The sequence below is a fragment of the Bacillus sp. L381 genome, from assembly GCF_030284525.1.
In the GTDB taxonomy this organism is placed as follows: Bacteria; Bacillota; Bacilli; order Bacillales; family Bacillaceae; genus Bacillus; species Bacillus amyloliquefaciens.
The window spans coordinates 2,665,107-2,680,210 of the sequence record NZ_CP127224.1 but is presented as its reverse complement, the minus strand read 5'-3'; the positions used below and the strand labels follow the sequence as shown (position 1 = coordinate 2,680,210).

14 protein-coding genes are annotated in these 15,104 nt (G+C 47.0%); 13 read left to right on the top strand and 1 reads right to left on the bottom strand.

Annotated elements, in window-relative coordinates; genetic code table 11:
• The first annotated feature begins 17 nt into the window (after positions 1-17).
• The 7 genes from ystJ to QRX25_RS13600 all read left to right on the top strand — a co-directional run bounded on the left by ystJ (position 18) and on the right by QRX25_RS13600 (position 6,855).
• The gene (gene ystJ / locus QRX25_RS13630; RefSeq protein WP_212098671.1) at positions 18-1,250 is read left to right on the top strand and encodes an NADP-dependent malic enzyme; all 1,233 of its coding nucleotides are present in this window, start codon (positions 18-20) and stop codon (positions 1,248-1,250) included.
• Positions 1,251-1,260: 10 nt separating this feature from the next.
• Positions 1,261-1,470 (top strand): hypothetical protein, encoded by a 210-nt coding sequence (locus tag QRX25_RS13625; RefSeq protein ID WP_065982060.1) that lies wholly within the window; start codon positions 1,261-1,263, stop codon positions 1,468-1,470.
• 107 nt (positions 1,471-1,577) lie between these two features.
• Positions 1,578-2,450: an acetyl-CoA carboxylase, carboxyltransferase subunit beta gene (gene accD / locus QRX25_RS13620; RefSeq protein WP_212098669.1), complete on the top strand. Its 873-nt coding sequence runs from the start codon at positions 1,578-1,580 to the stop codon at positions 2,448-2,450.
• Positions 2,435-3,412 (top strand): acetyl-CoA carboxylase carboxyl transferase subunit alpha, encoded by a 978-nt coding sequence (accA, locus tag QRX25_RS13615; protein WP_007408067.1) that lies wholly within the window; start codon positions 2,435-2,437, stop codon positions 3,410-3,412. The genes accD and accA overlap by 16 nt, the downstream gene beginning before the upstream one ends.
• A gap of 192 nt (positions 3,413-3,604) precedes the next feature.
• Positions 3,605-4,564, top strand: a complete 960-nt coding sequence (gene pfkA / locus QRX25_RS13610) for a 6-phosphofructokinase (protein WP_065982057.1) — start codon at positions 3,605-3,607, stop codon at positions 4,562-4,564.
• Between the two features lie 39 nt (positions 4,565-4,603).
• Positions 4,604-6,361: a pyruvate kinase gene (pyk, locus tag QRX25_RS13605; protein WP_065982056.1), complete on the top strand. Its 1,758-nt coding sequence runs from the start codon at positions 4,604-4,606 to the stop codon at positions 6,359-6,361.
• 110 nt (positions 6,362-6,471) lie between these two features.
• A complete protein-coding gene (locus QRX25_RS13600) occupies positions 6,472-6,855 on the top strand; it encodes an FxsA family protein (RefSeq protein WP_013353159.1) in 384 nt (127 codons plus the stop codon).
• 31 nt (positions 6,856-6,886) lie between these two features.
• Here QRX25_RS13600 and ytvI read toward each other — a convergent pair whose 3' ends face one another.
• Entirely contained in the window at positions 6,887-8,002 is a 1,116-nt protein-coding gene (gene ytvI, locus QRX25_RS13595; protein ID WP_115997743.1) for a sporulation integral membrane protein YtvI, read from the bottom strand.
• A 95-nt stretch (positions 8,003-8,097) separates the two neighbouring features.
• Here ytvI and QRX25_RS13590 point away from each other — a divergent pair, with 95 nt between their 5' ends.
• The 6 genes from QRX25_RS13590 (at position 8,098) to pnpS (ending at position 15,099) form a co-directional block, all read left to right on the top strand.
• A complete protein-coding gene (locus QRX25_RS13590; RefSeq protein ID WP_007408072.1) occupies positions 8,098-8,562 on the top strand; it encodes a DUF441 domain-containing protein in 465 nt (154 codons plus the stop codon).
• A gap of 335 nt (positions 8,563-8,897) precedes the next feature.
• Complete coding sequence (citZ, locus tag QRX25_RS13585) at positions 8,898-10,016, top strand: citrate synthase (protein ID WP_013353157.1); 1,119 nt, start codon at positions 8,898-8,900, stop codon at positions 10,014-10,016.
• A 160-nt stretch (positions 10,017-10,176) separates the two neighbouring features.
• Positions 10,177-11,448, top strand: a complete 1,272-nt coding sequence (icd, locus tag QRX25_RS13580; RefSeq protein ID WP_045509931.1) for an NADP-dependent isocitrate dehydrogenase — start codon at positions 10,177-10,179, stop codon at positions 11,446-11,448.
• Positions 11,449-11,493: 45 nt separating this feature from the next.
• Positions 11,494-12,432, top strand: a complete 939-nt coding sequence (gene mdh / locus QRX25_RS13575; RefSeq protein ID WP_003152455.1) for a malate dehydrogenase — start codon at positions 11,494-11,496, stop codon at positions 12,430-12,432.
• A 215-nt stretch (positions 12,433-12,647) separates the two neighbouring features.
• Entirely contained in the window at positions 12,648-13,367 is a 720-nt protein-coding gene (locus QRX25_RS13570) for a response regulator transcription factor (protein WP_045509934.1), read from the top strand.
• Complete coding sequence (gene pnpS / locus QRX25_RS13565; RefSeq protein WP_212098667.1) at positions 13,360-15,099, top strand: two-component system histidine kinase PnpS; 1,740 nt, start codon at positions 13,360-13,362, stop codon at positions 15,097-15,099. The genes QRX25_RS13570 and pnpS overlap by 8 nt, the downstream gene beginning before the upstream one ends.
• Positions 15,100-15,104 lie beyond the last annotated feature (5 nt).

The following is a 15,104-nucleotide window of genomic DNA, read 5'->3' as shown; positions in this document are numbered from 1 at the left end:
TAAAAGGAGTGTTTAGAATGTCATTAAGAGAAGAAGCATTACATTTACACAAAGTAAACCAAGGAAAACTCGAATCAAAAGCAAAGGTAGAAGTCAGAAATGCAGACGATTTAAGCCTTGCCTACTCTCCGGGGGTAGCTGAGCCTTGTAAAGAAATTTATAACGATAAAAATAAAGTATATGATTATACAATGAAGGGGAACTTGGTAGCAGTCGTAACAGACGGATCAGCCGTTCTCGGTCTCGGAAATATCGGACCTGAAGCTTCTCTCCCAGTTATGGAAGGGAAAGCGGTTCTTTTCAAAAGCTTCGCGGGCGTGGATGCATTCCCGATCGCGCTTGACACAAACGATGTGGACAAAATCATTGACACGGTGAAGCTGCTTGCACCGACATTCGGCGGTGTCAACCTTGAGGATATTGCGGCGCCGAACTGCTTTATCATTGAAGAACGTCTGAAAAAAGAAACAAACATTCCTGTTTTCCACGATGATCAGCACGGCACAGCCATCGTAACCGTTGCCGGACTTGTAAACGCGCTGAAATTATCAGGAAAATCCATGTCATCCATTAAAGTTGTGGCAAACGGAGCGGGAGCGGCAGGCATCGCGATCATCAAGCTTCTTTACCATTTCGGCGTACGCGACATCGTAATGTGCGACTCTAAAGGAGCCATTTACGAAGGGCGTCCGGCCGGCATGAATGCGGTGAAAAACGAAGTGGCGAAGTTTACAAACCAAGACCGCAAAGACGGTTCGCTGCAGGATGTTATCCAAGATGCAGACGTCTTTATCGGCGTTTCAGTCGAAGGCGCTCTGACGAAAGAAATGGTGGAAAGCATGGCGAAAGATCCGATTATTTTCGCAATGGCCAACCCGAATCCGGAAATCATGCCTGAAGACGCGCGCGCAGCCGGCGCAAGCGTAATCGGAACAGGCCGTTCTGATTTCCCGAACCAGGTAAACAACGTACTGGCATTCCCAGGCATTTTCCGCGGAGCGCTTGACGTTCGCGCGACTCACATCAACGAAGAAATGAAAATTGCTGCGGTTGAAGCGATCGCTTCCCTCGTTTCAGAGGATGAATTAAGCGCGGATTATGTCATCCCGGCTCCATTTGACAAACGCGTGGCTCCTGCCGTTGCGAAAGCTGTTGCGAAAGCAGCGATGGAAACGGGTGTCGCCAGAATTACGGTCGACCCTGAGGAAGTGGCTGAAAAAACAAGACAGCTGACGGTCATCGGCGAATAATAACACAAAAATGAAATGGCAGCGCGTTGGGAAAAACAACGCGCTGCTGTTCAATATACGGACTGCTGGCATTTTTTTAAGGGCAGGTCTTAAAAAAATTTCAGCAGAATCCTTATTTCTTTTGAAAACGCTGACAGATAAGGCTGAGCAACGCTTTTTGCGGTCTGGAATCCGCCCGTTTCCGCCTGTTTTACAGCAAAAAATGTCGAATGGAGGATGACACCGTTTGACAAAAAAAGTACAATAGTTTCGGTAAAGTTATTATTAAGTCTATCTAATCGGAAGACATGCAGTGAAGAGAACCCTTCACAAAAGGGAGGTAATCATTTGTTAAAGGATATATTCACAAAAAAGAAAAAATATGCTTCCGTGCCGTCTGAGCAGGCAAAACATGATGTTCCGGAAGGCATTATGACAAAGTGCCCGAAATGTAAAAAAATCATGCTCACAAAAGAGTTAGATAAAAACCTGCGCGTCTGCATGAACTGCGGGCACCATTTCCCGATGAATGCAAAGCAGCGCGTTGAAAGCCTCCTGGATGAAGATTCATTCGAAGAATTCAACCAGGGAATGATATCTGAAAACCCGCTCGGTTTCCCGGGATACTTAGAAAAAGTCGAAAAAGACCGCGAGAAAACATCGCTGAATGAAGCGGTTGTTACCGGAAAAGGAACCATCAGCGGATTCCCTGCTGTGATCGCGATCATGGATTCGACATTCCGCATGGGCAGCATGGGATCGGTTGTCGGCGAAAAAATCACGCTGGCAATTGAAAAAGCAAAAGAGGAAAAAGTCCCGTTCATCATCTTTACCGCTTCCGGCGGCGCACGTATGCAGGAAGGGGTCTTAAGCCTTATGCAGATGGCAAAGACAAGCTCTGCGCTGAAACTGTTCAGTGAGGAGCAGGGTCTGATTATTTCGGTCATGACCCACCCGACGACAGGCGGCGTATCGGCGAGTTTCGCGTCTCTCGGTGATTATAATTTCGCTGAACCGGGCGCCTTGATCGGATTTGCAGGAAGACGTATTATTGAACAGACGATCGGGGAAAAACTGCCGGAAGATTTCCAGACGGCAGAATTTTTATTAAAGCACGGCCAGCTTGATGCGGTGATTCACCGAAACGACATGAAAGACAAACTCGCATTTCTGCTGGACATGCACCAAACAGGAGGTGAGCATGAGTGGCTGCAAGATTAGAATTTGAAAAACCGGTAATTGAACTCCAGACGAAAATCGCCGAACTGAAAAAATTCACCCAGGATTCGGAGATGGATTTAAGCGCTGAAATCGCAAGGCTTGAAGACCGGCTCAGCAAGCTCCAGGATGAGATTTATAAAAACCTGAAACCGTGGGACAGAGTGCAGATCGCACGCCTTCCCGACCGGCCGACGACGCTTGATTACATTCAATACCTGTTTACCGACTTTTTTGAGTGCCACGGAGACAGAACATACGGAGACGATGCGGCGATTGTCGGCGGAGTCGCCAAATATCACGGCATGCCTGTCACCGTTATCGGTCATCAGCGCGGAAAAGACACGAAAGAAAACCTTGTCCGCAATTTCGGGATGCCTCACCCGGAGGGCTACCGTAAAGCGCTCCGCCTCATGAAGCAGGCGGATAAATTTAACCGCCCGATTATCTGCTTCATCGACACGAAGGGAGCGTATCCGGGCAAAGCGGCGGAAGAACGGGGACAAAGTGAAGCCATCGCCAAGAACCTGTTCGAAATGGCCGGCCTGACAGTGCCTGTCGTTTGTATCGTCATCGGGGAGGGCGGCAGCGGAGGCGCGCTTGCATTAGGTGTCGGCAACCGCATGCTGATGCTTGAGAACTCGACGTATTCCGTTATTTCTCCAGAAGGAGCCGCGTCCATTTTGTGGAAAGATTCCAGCCTTGCCAAAAAAGCAGCTGAAACCATGAAGATTACTGCGCCCGATTTATTAGAATTAGGAATTATAGATGATATGATTAAAGAAGTGAAGGGCGGAGCTCACCATGATATCAAGCAGCAGGCGGGCTACATTGACGGCATTCTTAAAGAAACATTAAAATCTCTTCTTCAATTGAACGCCGAAGAATTGATCTCACAGCGCTACGAAAAATATAAAGCAATCGGAAAAGTTTCGGTTGAAGATCAATATATCGGGGTAAACTGAATAGACGTGAAGCCTATGGCTCACGTTTATTTTTTGTGTTTTTTGTGATATTCCTTAAATTTTATTTAAAAACAATTTATTTAATTGTATAATAGGTAAGGTTTCATGGGAGCTCAGGCGTCCCTTTTCATTGTTTTAGGGCAATGATCATGATATGTTTAACATATATATGTTGCTGAGGTGAATAGGAAAATGAAGCGTATAGGAGTATTAACGAGCGGCGGGGATTCCCCGGGGATGAACGCAGCGGTGCGCGCGGTTGTGCGGAAAGCGATCTACCACGACGTAGAAGTTTACGGAATTTATAACGGTTATTCGGGATTAATCAGCGGAAAAATAGAGAAACTGGAGCTGGGTTCGGTCGGCGACATCATCCATCGCGGAGGAACAAAGCTGTATACGGCCAGATGTCCTGAATTCAAAACAGTTGAAGGCCGTGAGAAAGGAATTGAAAATTTAAAGAAACTCGGCATCGAAGGTCTTGTCGTTATCGGCGGAGACGGTTCATACATGGGCGCGAAAAAATTAACGGAACACGGGTTTCCATGTGTAGGCGTACCGGGTACGATAGATAATGACATCCCGGGAACTGATTTTACGATCGGATTTGATACGGCGTTAAACACCGTAATTGATGCGATTGATAAAATTCGTGACACCGCTACGTCGCATGAGCGTACATACGTTATTGAAGTTATGGGGCGCCATGCAGGCGACATTGCTTTATGGGCAGGGCTTGCAGGCGGAGCGGAATCAATTTTAATTCCTGAAGCGGATTACGATATGGAGGAAATTATCGGCCGTTTGAAGAGAGGGCATGACCGCGGCAAAAAACACAGTATCATCATCGTTGCAGAAGGGGTAGGCAGCGGGGTTGAATTCGGAAAACGCATCGAAGAAGAGGCGAACCTTGAAACACGGGTATCCGTTTTAGGGCACATCCAGCGCGGCGGATCTCCAAGCGCTTCTGACCGGGTTCTTGCAAGCCGCCTCGGCGCTTACGCGGTTGAGCTTCTGCTTGAAGGAAAAGGCGGACGCTGCGTAGGTATACAAAACAACAAGCTTGTAGACCATGATATTATAGAAATTTTAGAGACAAAACATACTGTTGAACCAAACATGTATCAGCTTTCAAAAGAACTGTCTATTTAAGACGGAAGAAGCTGAAGATTTCAGAAGGAAGTGAACGAGTTGAAAAAAACAAAAATCGTTTGTACAATCGGTCCGGCCAGTGAAAGTGTAGAAATGCTGACAAAGTTGATGGAAGCGGGTATGAACGTTGCTCGTCTGAATTTTTCACACGGTGATTTCGAAGAGCACGGCGCAAGAATCAAAAACATCAGAGAAGCAAGCAAAAAGCTCGGCAAAAACGTGGGAATTCTGCTCGATACGAAAGGTCCGGAAATCCGCACGCACGATATGGAAAACGGCGAGCTTGAGCTTCAGGCGGGAAATGAAATTATCGTTTCTACGAAACAGGTGCTGGGAACACTTGAAAAGTTCTCTGTTTCTTATGAAGGCCTGGCAGACGACGTGTCAGCAGGATCTATCATCCTGTTGGATGACGGTTTAATCGGATTGGAAGTGCTTGAATCAAATCCGGAAAAACACGAAATCAAAACAAAAATCTTAAACAGCGGCACGCTGAAAAATAAAAAAGGTGTAAACGTTCCGGGTGTCAGCGTCAACCTTCCGGGAATTACTGAAAAAGACGCCAAAGACATCGTATTCGGTATTGAGCAAGGCGTAGATTTCATCGCTGCGTCATTTGTGCGCCGTTCTACTGATGTCCTGGAAATCCGCGAACTGCTTGAAGAGCACAACGCGTCTGACATTCAAATCATCCCTAAAATCGAGAACCAGGAAGGCGTGGACAACCTGGATGCGATCCTGGAAGTTTCTGACGGCTTAATGGTAGCGCGCGGAGACCTCGGCGTTGAGATTCCGGCTGAAGAAGTACCGCTCGTGCAAAAAGAAATGATCAAAAAATGCAACGCGCTCGGCAAACCGGTTATTACTGCGACACAAATGCTTGACAGCATGCAGCGCAACCCTCGTCCGACACGCGCTGAAGCAAGTGACGTTGCCAACGCTATTTTCGACGGAACAGATGCTATCATGCTTTCCGGTGAAACAGCTGCGGGACAATATCCTGTTGAGGCGGTTCAAACAATGTTTAACATCGCCACACGCACGGAAGAATCTCTGAACTACAAAGAAATTCTGTCTAAACGCAGAGATCAGGTCGGCATGACAATTACCGATGCGATCGGCCAATCAGTTGCGCATACGGCGATCAACCTGAACGCAGCAGCTATCGTTACGCCTACAGAAAGCGGCCATACGGCGCGTATGATCGCGAAATACCGTCCTCAGGCTCCGATTGTAGCCGTTACGGTGAATGAGTCTGTATCACGCAAACTAGGCCTTGTATTCGGTGTATTCCCGTCAAGCGGCCAAAACGCAAATTCAACAGATGAAATGCTTGAAGATGCGGTACAAAAATCACTTGACAGCGGAATCGTTAAACGCGGTGATCTGATTGTCATTACAGCAGGTTCTGTCGGTGAATCAGGCACGACGAATCTGATGAAAGTCCACACTGTCGGCAGCATTGTCGCAAAAGGGCAGGGCATCGGACGCAAATCCGCTTTCGGTCCTGTCGTAGTTGCAAAAAATGCGAAAGAAGCTGAACAAAAAATGACAGACGGCGCGGTATTGGTTGTCTCAAGCACTGACCGCGACATGATCGCTTCACTTGAAAAAGCATCCGCGCTCATCACTGAAGAAGGCGGTCTGACAAGCCATGCTGCCGTGGTCGGTTTAAGCTTGGGCATTCCGGTTATCGTAGGCCTGGAGAACGCAACTTCAGTTTTAACAGAAGGACAGGTTATCACAGTTGACGCTGCCCGCGGCGCTGTGTATGAAGGCCGCGCAAGCGTTCTTTAAAAGCTTTAAAAAAGAGAGGGGGATTCGCCCTTCTCTTTTGTCTTTAGGCTGATTTTCCTATTCCCATGCGGGCGGTGACGCGCTTTTTAGAAGGGCAGGAGGGCAGAAAAATGAGAGTTTTATTCTTACTGTTTATCGTGTGTCCGGCGATTGAAATCGGCTTGTTTCTGCTGGCGGGAAAATGGCTCGGCGTTTTTCCGACCGTCCTTCTCATCATTTTGACAGGCGTGTTAGGCGCCTTGGTGGCAAAAAGACAGGGAACTGATGTGTATCATCGGGTGATGCGTGATCTGCAGCACGGCAAAATGCCGGGGGAAGCACTTCTTGACGGAATATGCGTCTTTATCGGAGGCCTGCTTTTGATGCTTCCGGGTTTTTTGTCCGATATTGCAGGGGCCTGTCTTCTGATTCCGTTCACTCGGAACCGCATGAAGCCGCTTTTGTTCAAATGGCTGAGAGGAATGTCAAAAAACAAGCGGATCATTATCAAATAAAAACGGCAGCCTTTTTACAGGGCTGCTGTTTTTATTTGGACTGAACAGTAATATAGGCCCATATTTCTTTTAAAGCGCCCGTTGTGATAAATGCCTGAATGAAAACAAGCAGTGCAGGCCCCGCAGCCAGTCCTAAAATTCCGAACAGCTTAAAGCCGGCAAACAGGGCGATTAAGGTCGCAAGCGGATCAAGACCGATCGACTTGCTTAAAATTTTCGGCTCCGTCAGCTGGCGCTGAATGAGAACCACAATATATAAAATACCGAGGCCGATCGCTTGAGGAAGCTGTCCGGCAATGGCCAAATACATAATCCAAGGGACAAATACCGATCCGGCGCCGAGATACGGGAGAAGATCCACCAGGCCGATAAAAAAGGCAATGGTTGCCGCATGCTCAACCCCTAAAAGAAAAAGTCCGATAAAGACAATGATCATCGTAAAAAGGATGAGTACGGCCTGCGCCTTAATGAAACCTGCCATCGCTTTTTTCAGCTCTCCCGATACGGCCTTGGCGTTTGCCGAAACCCGTTCCGGAAGAATGGAATAAAGCAGCGCTTTCAGCTTGTGCCAGTCCTTTGTCATAAAAAAGGTGGCGAGCATTGCGAAAATGAAGACGGCGGCTGTATTGGGAAGGAAGGCAATCCATTTCGGCACCAGTTCCAACAGATGTGAAAGCATCAGCCCTGCGTTTTTAGCGGCTGTATCACCGAGCGTCTGGATATGCGTCACGATTGATGCCTGCTGATTGGTTTCCAGCCCGTTAAATAAGACGGTCAGCTCGTGGTACAATGGCTGAATGCGGGAAGTGAACAGCTCTTCGCAATACGTCATAAAGGCGCTGATATGGGGAGGGAGCGTTTTGGCCAGATAAGCGGTTCCCGAAATGATTTCCGCAACCAGAAAGGTCGCCGCGCCAAGAAGGATCAGCAAAAAGAAGGCCAGGACAATGACTGTATTGACTGACCGCGGCAGACCCGTCAGTTTGTCCAGCCAGTCAACAACGGGAATGATCGCCGATGACAGAATAAGGGCGATCAGAAACGGATAAGTTAACGGGAATGAGGCGTAACCGGCCGCTAAAGCGCCGCCGGCCGCAGCGAGTACAAACAGCGCGCGGAAAAAAACAGTTGCATAGTGCGGATTCACATCGATCCTCCTCTCGGTCGGCACGTCCTATTATTAGTTTATTCGTCAAAAAAAAGGATATGAATACAGTTATGATGAAGGATGGTGCTTTCAGGATGTTTACACAGGCGAATTTATTTTTACTATTATTGCTGGCCATCGCATTGATAGCCAAAAATCAGTCATTGCTTTTTGCCGTCGGCTTTCTTATCGTGATAAAAGCTGTCGGTCTTGACCAGAAACTGTTTCCGGTTATTCAGTCAAAAGGAATCAACTGGGGGGTTACTGTCATTACAATCGCCGTTTTAGTGCCGATTGCTACGGGTGATATCGGTTTTAAACAGCTCGGAGAAGCGATGAAATCGTATTACGCGTGGATCGCGCTCGGTGCCGGGATCGCCGTGGCCTTAATCGCCAAAAACGGTCTCACCTTATTGGAAAACGATCCTCATATTACAACGGCGCTGGTCATCGGCACGATACTTGCCGTCGCTCTTTTCGGAGGCGTCGCCGTCGGTCCGTTAATCGGCGCCGGAATCGCCTACTTGGCCATGCAAATCGTTAAAATATTCACTTCGTAAAGTAAAAAAGCGGCTAAAAGCTGCTTTTTTTTTGCTGAAAAAGATGAAAAAACCGCGTAAAATCAAGAAAATGTGCGAGAAAGAAAAAAAAATTATAGGTAAACATTTAACAAATGTCTGATTATTGTTTATAATAAGAATAGGCTTAAACTTAAATAAGCTTATAAGAATTTGTTATGTTCCTCTATAAGCATATCGGTTATGTAACCGCAACCAGTGAAATGTAAGCATTTTCTTAAAGGGGAAAGGGATTGTTTGCATGACTCATTTTAAGTAAGCCGTATGTTTTATATACTCTTTAAAGGGGAATTTTGATTGAAAAGGAGAGGTTGAATATGACAGCAACACGCGGTCTTGAAGGGGTTGTAGCAACAACATCATCTGTAAGCTCTATTATCGACGATACCCTTACATATGTAGGGTACGATATTGACGACTTGACAGAGAATGCAAGTTTTGAAGAAATCATTTATTTGCTGTGGCATCTGCGCCTGCCGAATAAAACGGAACTTGCTGAATTGAAAAAACAGCTTGCGAAAGAAGCTGCCGTTCCACAAGAAATCATTGAGCACTTCAAATCCTATCCCCTCAATAACGTACATCCAATGGCGGCGCTTCGGACGGCGATTTCATTACTCGGGCTGACTGACAGTGAAGCCGATGTCATGAATCCGGAAGCGAACTACAGAAAAGCCATCCGCCTGCAGGCGAAGGTGCCGGGCATTGTCGCCGCTTTCTCAAGAATCCGCAAAGGGCTTGATCCCGTTGAACCGAAGGAAGAGTACGGAATCGCGGAGAATTTCCTTTACACTTTAAACGGTGAAGAGCCTTCTCCGATCGAAGTGGAAGCGTTTAACAAAGCGCTCATTCTTCATGCGGATCATGAGCTGAATGCATCAACATTTACGGCGAGAGTATGCGTCGCCACCTTATCCGATATTTACTCAGGCATCACAGCAGCCATCGGCGCTTTAAAAGGGCCGCTTCACGGGGGAGCCAATGAAGCCGTCATGAAAATGCTGACAGAAATCGGCGAAGTGGAAAACGCCGAGCCTTATATCCGCAGCAAAATGGAGAAAAAGGAAAAAGTAATGGGCTTCGGGCACCGCGTGTATAAGCATGGGGACCCGCGCGCCAAACATTTAAAAGAAATGAGCAAACGCCTGACGAATCTGACGGGTGAAAGCAAATGGTACGACATGTCAATCCGTGTCGAAGAAATCGTGACGTCGGAGAAAAAACTTCCGCCTAACGTTGATTTCTATTCCGCATCTGTCTACCACAGTCTAGGCATTGATCATGACCTGTTCACGCCGATCTTTGCGGTCAGCAGAATGTCAGGATGGATCGCGCACATTCTTGAGCAATACGATAACAACCGCCTCATCCGCCCTCGCGCTGAATACACGGGTCCGGATAAGCAGACTTTTGTTCCGATTGATGAAAGAGCCTGATCAAACGGGAGGCTGGTGATTTTCATGTCGTTAGCCTCTTGTTAATCAAGCCCGGGTTGGTTTACAATTTTGATAGAATCTTGAGAAAAATCATTTTATTTTTTATACAAGAAAAATAAAATGTTTTCTAAATATGAATTACATACTGGGAGGTAATATTGTGTCACAAGGTGAAAAAATTACAGTCTCTAATGGAGTATTAAACGTACCAAATAATCCGATCATCCCGTTTATTGAAGGCGACGGCACAGGCCCTGATATTTGGAATGCCGCTTCGAAAGTTTTGGAAGCCGCTGTTGAAAAAGCATATAAAGGCGAGAAAAAAATCACGTGGAAAGAAGTTTATGCCGGTGAAAAGGCTTATAATAAAACAGGTGAATGGCTTCCTGCCCAAACGCTGGAAGACATCAGAGAGTACTTCATCGCCATCAAAGGACCTCTGACGACACCTGTCGGCGGCGGTATCCGTTCTCTGAACGTAGCGCTGAGACAAGAGCTTGATTTGTTTACGTGTCTGCGCCCTGTCAGATATTTCACTGGAGTGCCTTCTCCGGTCAAACGCCCTGAAGATACAGATATGGTCATTTTCCGCGAAAATACAGAAGATATTTACGCCGGAATTGAGTATGCGAAAGGTTCTGAAGAAGTTGAAAAGCTGATCAGCTTCCTGCAAAATGAAATGGGCGTTAACAAAATCCGTTTCCCTGAAACATCAGGAATCGGCATCAAGCCTGTTTCTGAAGAAGGAACAAGCCGCTTAGTCAGAGCCGCCATTGAGTATGCGATCGAAAACGGCCGTAAATCTGTCACGCTTGTCCACAAAGGAAACATCATGAAGTTCACTGAAGGGGCATTTAAAAACTGGGGCTACGAGCTTGCTGAAAGAGAATACGGAGATAAAGTATTCACTTGGGCTGAATATGACCGCATTGTCGAAAAAGACGGAAAAGAAGCGGCTGATAAAGCGCAGAGCGAAGCGGAAGCAGCAGGGAAAATCATCGTCAAAGACAGCATCGCTGATATTTTCCTTCAGCAGATCTTAACCCGCCCGAGCGAATTCGACGTCGTGGCGACAATGAACTTAAACGGAGACTACATCTCTGATGCGCTTGCCGCTCAGGTAGGCGGAATCGGAATCGCGCCGGGAGCGAACATCAACTATGAAACAGGGCATGCGATTTTCGAAGCGACTCACGGAACGGCTCCAAAATATGCCGGCCTTGACAAAGTCAACCCGTCATCCGTTATCCTTTCAGGAGTGCTTCTTCTTGAACACCTGAACTGGAATGAGGCGGCTGACCTAGTCATTAAAGCTATGGAAAAAACGATTGCTTCAAAAGTAGTAACTTACGATTTTGCAAGATTAATGGACGGTGCAACTGAAGTAAAATGTTCAGAGTTCGGTGAAGAGCTAATCAAAAACATGGACTGAACCTAAAGCAGACTTCTAATGAAGCCAAAAAAGGAGAAGAGAATCATGGGAAAAACACGCAGTAAAGTTTCTGTTATCGGAGCAGGATTTACGGGAGCGACAACAGCCTTCCTTACAGCTCAAAAAGAGCTCGCGGATGTTGTGCTCGTTGATATTCCGCAATTGGAAAACCCGACAAAAGGAAAAGCGCTTGATATGCTCGAAGCAAGTCCGGTTCAAGGATTTGACGCGAAAATCACAGGCACGTCCAACTACGAGGACACAGCTGGTTCTGATATCGTCGTTATCACTGCCGGAATTGCCAGAAAACCAGGCATGAGCCGTGATGATCTCGTATCTACAAACGAAAAAATCATGAGAAGCGTCACACGTGAAATCGTGAAATATTCTCCTGACTGCATCATCGTTGTATTAACAAACCCTGTTGATGCGATGACATATGCGGTGTACAAAGAATCAGGCTTCCCGAAAGAGCGCGTCATCGGCCAATCCGGAGTGCTTGACACTGCGCGATTCAGAACATTCGTCGCTGAAGAATTAAACCTGTCAGTAAAAGATGTGACCGGCTTTGTTCTTGGCGGACACGGTGACGACATGGTTCCGCTCGTCCGTTATTCCTATGCGGGCGGCATTCCGCTTGAAACGCTTATCCCGAAAGACCGTCTTGATGCGATTGTAGAGCGCACAAGAAAAGGCGGCGGTGAAATCGTCAACCTCCTCGGAAACGGAAGCGCCTACTACGCGCCTGCTGCATCACTGACAGAAATGGTAGAAGCCATTTTAAAAGATCAGCGCCGCGTACTTCCGACCATCGCTTATTTAGAAGGTGAATACGGTCATGAAGGAATTTACTTAGGCGTACCGACGATTATCGGAGGAAACGGACTCGAGCAAATCATCGAGCTTGAACTGACAGACTATGAAAAAGCGCAGCTGAGTAAATCAGTTGAATCTGTCAAAAACGTGATGAAAGTATTGTCATAAGAAAAAAGGGAAGGCTTCCGAAGCAGAAGCCTTCCTCTTTTTACAATTAATGAAAGCGTTTTCTTTTTCCCTGAACGATCCTTTCTCTGAAAATGATCAAAAAGGCGAATTGTCTGAACGGGCAGTATTGGATAAAATGAAATCATAAAGTGATATGCAACACATAAAATAGAGAAAATTGGATGTCGGGGAAAATAGACAGCGGAGGGCGCAGCATGAACAAAAAAATTTTAGTTGTAGATGATGAACAATCTATCGTTACTCTTTTGCAGTATAATCTGGAAAGGTCCGGCTATGATGTCATTACCGCATCAGACGGCGAAGAGGCTCTGGAGCAGGCAGAGAAGGAAAATCCGGATTTAATCGTATTGGATGTCATGCTGCCGAAAGTGGACGGAATCGACGTCTGTAAACAGCTCAGACAGCAGAAAATGATGGTTCCGATCTTGATGCTGACAGCAAAAGATGAGGAGTTTGATAAGGTGCTGGGACTGGAGCTCGGAGCGGATGATTACATGACAAAGCCGTTCAGTCCGCGGGAAGTCACTGCGCGGGTGAAAGCCATTTTAAGAAGGGCTGACATTTCTTCACTGTCACAAGGCAGAGAAGAGGAAAAGGACGGGCAGATCCTCATCGGCGAGCTGAAAATTCTTCCGGAGCATTACGAAGCGTACTTCAAGTCAGAACAGCTGGAATTGACGCCTAAAGAATTTGAACTGCTTCTGTATTTGGGAAAACACAAGGGAAGAGTGCTGACGAGGGATCTTCTGCTGAGCGCGGTCTGGAACTATGATTTTGCCGGGGACACCCGGATTGTTGACGTTCATATCAGCCATCTGCGCGACAAAATCGAATCAAATACCAAAAAACCCATTTATATTAAAACAATCAGAGGTTTGGGGTATAAACTGGAGGAGCCAAAAATGAATGAATAAAGTCCGTGTGCGTCTGTTCGCTTTACTCGTTGTATGTATCATATTGGTTTTCAGTGTTCTCGGCCTTTTTTTACAGCAGCTTATTTCTTCATCCGCTAAAGAAAGAACGGCGGATCAGCTGAAAAAGGAAGCGGTATACATAGCGGGCCTTCTTGACACCGGCCGAATCGGCAATAAAAGCAATGACACGGTGATTCACGACGCCGGCCGCACCCTCGGTATCAACGTCTCCGTGCTTAATGAGAAGGGTGACGCCGTATATCATTCCGGCAGTCATGCCGATGATTCAGCCGTAAAGGAGTTCATGTCTCACAATAAAAATGAGGAGGCCATACAGGCGGGAAGCAAAGTGATCCGTGGGACTGCCGTGAAAAATGACGCCGGGCAAACGGCAGGATATGTAGTCGTTTCTTCGGAGATCAACGGCGGTTCAAGCATCACCGGAGAAATGTGGGGCATGCTGGCGGCAAGTCTTTGTACCGCTTTTATCATTATCGTTTTCTTTTATACAAACATGACGTCCCGTTACAAAAAATCAATCGACGCCGCGACAAAAGTGGCGACGGAGCTGTCCAAAGGGAATTATGACGCACGCTCCTACAGCGGTTACGCAAGACGGTCGGACCGTCTCGGACGTGCGATGAACAGTCTGGCGGTCGATCTGATGGAAATGACGAGAACGCAGGATATGCAGCGCGACCGTCTGTTAACCGTCATTGAAAATATCGGTTCCGGTTTGATTTTAATAGACGGGAGAGGCTTTATTAATCTCGTGAACCGGTCGTACACGAAGCAGTTTCATACAAAGCCTGAACGTCTGCTTCGCCGCCTTTATCATGATGCGTTTGAGCATGAGGAAATCATTCGGCTTGTCGAAGATATATTTATGACGGAGACGAAAAAATGCCAGCTGCTCAGACTGCCCATCAACATTGAACGGCGGTACTTTGAAGTTGACGGGGTTCCGATCATGGGTCCTGATGATGAATGGAAGGGCATCGTTCTCGTCTTTCACGATATGACGGAAATTAAAAAATTGGAGCAGATGAGAAAGGACTTCGTCGCCAATGTCTCCCATGAACTGAAAACGCCGATCACCTCCATTAAAGGTTTTACAGAAACGCTGTTAGACGGGGCGATGAAAGACGATAAGGCGCTTTCAGACTTTCTTTCTATCATTCTGAAAGAAAGTGAACGGCTCCAATCGCTCGTGCAGGATTTATTGGATTTATCCAAAATGGAACAGCAAAACTTTACGATGCGAGTAGAATCCTTTGACGCCGCAAAAATTCTGCATGAAATTGAAGCGCTTTTGCAGCATAAGGCTGCGGAAAAAGGCATCAGCTTTCAGCTCGACCTTCCGGAAGAGCCGATTTTTGTGACGGGTGATGCGCACAGGCTGAAGCAGGTATTTCTGAATTTGGCGAACAATGCCTTAACCTATACTCCTGAAAAAGGGACGGTGGGAATTTCGGTAAACGTGAAAGAAACCGTTGTCGATATCAAAGTGTCCGATACGGGAATCGGCATTCAGAAGGAAGAGATTCCGCGTATATTTGAGAGATTCTACCGTGTGGATAAAGACAGAAGCCGCAACTCAGGCGGAACGGGGCTCGGCCTCGCCATCGTGAAGCACTTAATAGAAGCCCATGAAGGCCATATCGAGGTCACAAGCGAGCCGGGACAGGGGACTGTGTTTACTGTAACGCTGAAGCGGCCGCCGGAAGCGTGATCAGC

Coding starts and splice junctions, on each gene's coding strand:
- ystJ (WP_212098671.1), top strand. CDS start 18: ATGTCATTAAGAGAAGAAGCATTACATTTACACAAAGTAAACCAAGGA.
- QRX25_RS13625 (WP_065982060.1), top strand. CDS start 1,261: ATGAAATGGCAGCGCGTTGGGAAAAACAACGCGCTGCTGTTCAATATA.
- pfkA (WP_065982057.1), top strand. CDS start 3,605: ATGAAGCGTATAGGAGTATTAACGAGCGGCGGGGATTCCCCGGGGATG.
- QRX25_RS13600 (WP_013353159.1), top strand. CDS start 6,472: ATGAGAGTTTTATTCTTACTGTTTATCGTGTGTCCGGCGATTGAAATC.
- QRX25_RS13590 (WP_007408072.1), top strand. CDS start 8,098: ATGTTTACACAGGCGAATTTATTTTTACTATTATTGCTGGCCATCGCA.
- citZ (WP_013353157.1), top strand. CDS start 8,898: ATGACAGCAACACGCGGTCTTGAAGGGGTTGTAGCAACAACATCATCT.
- mdh (WP_003152455.1), top strand. CDS start 11,494: ATGGGAAAAACACGCAGTAAAGTTTCTGTTATCGGAGCAGGATTTACG.
- QRX25_RS13570 (WP_045509934.1), top strand. CDS start 12,648: ATGAACAAAAAAATTTTAGTTGTAGATGATGAACAATCTATCGTTACT.
- pnpS (WP_212098667.1), top strand. CDS start 13,360: ATGAATAAAGTCCGTGTGCGTCTGTTCGCTTTACTCGTTGTATGTATC.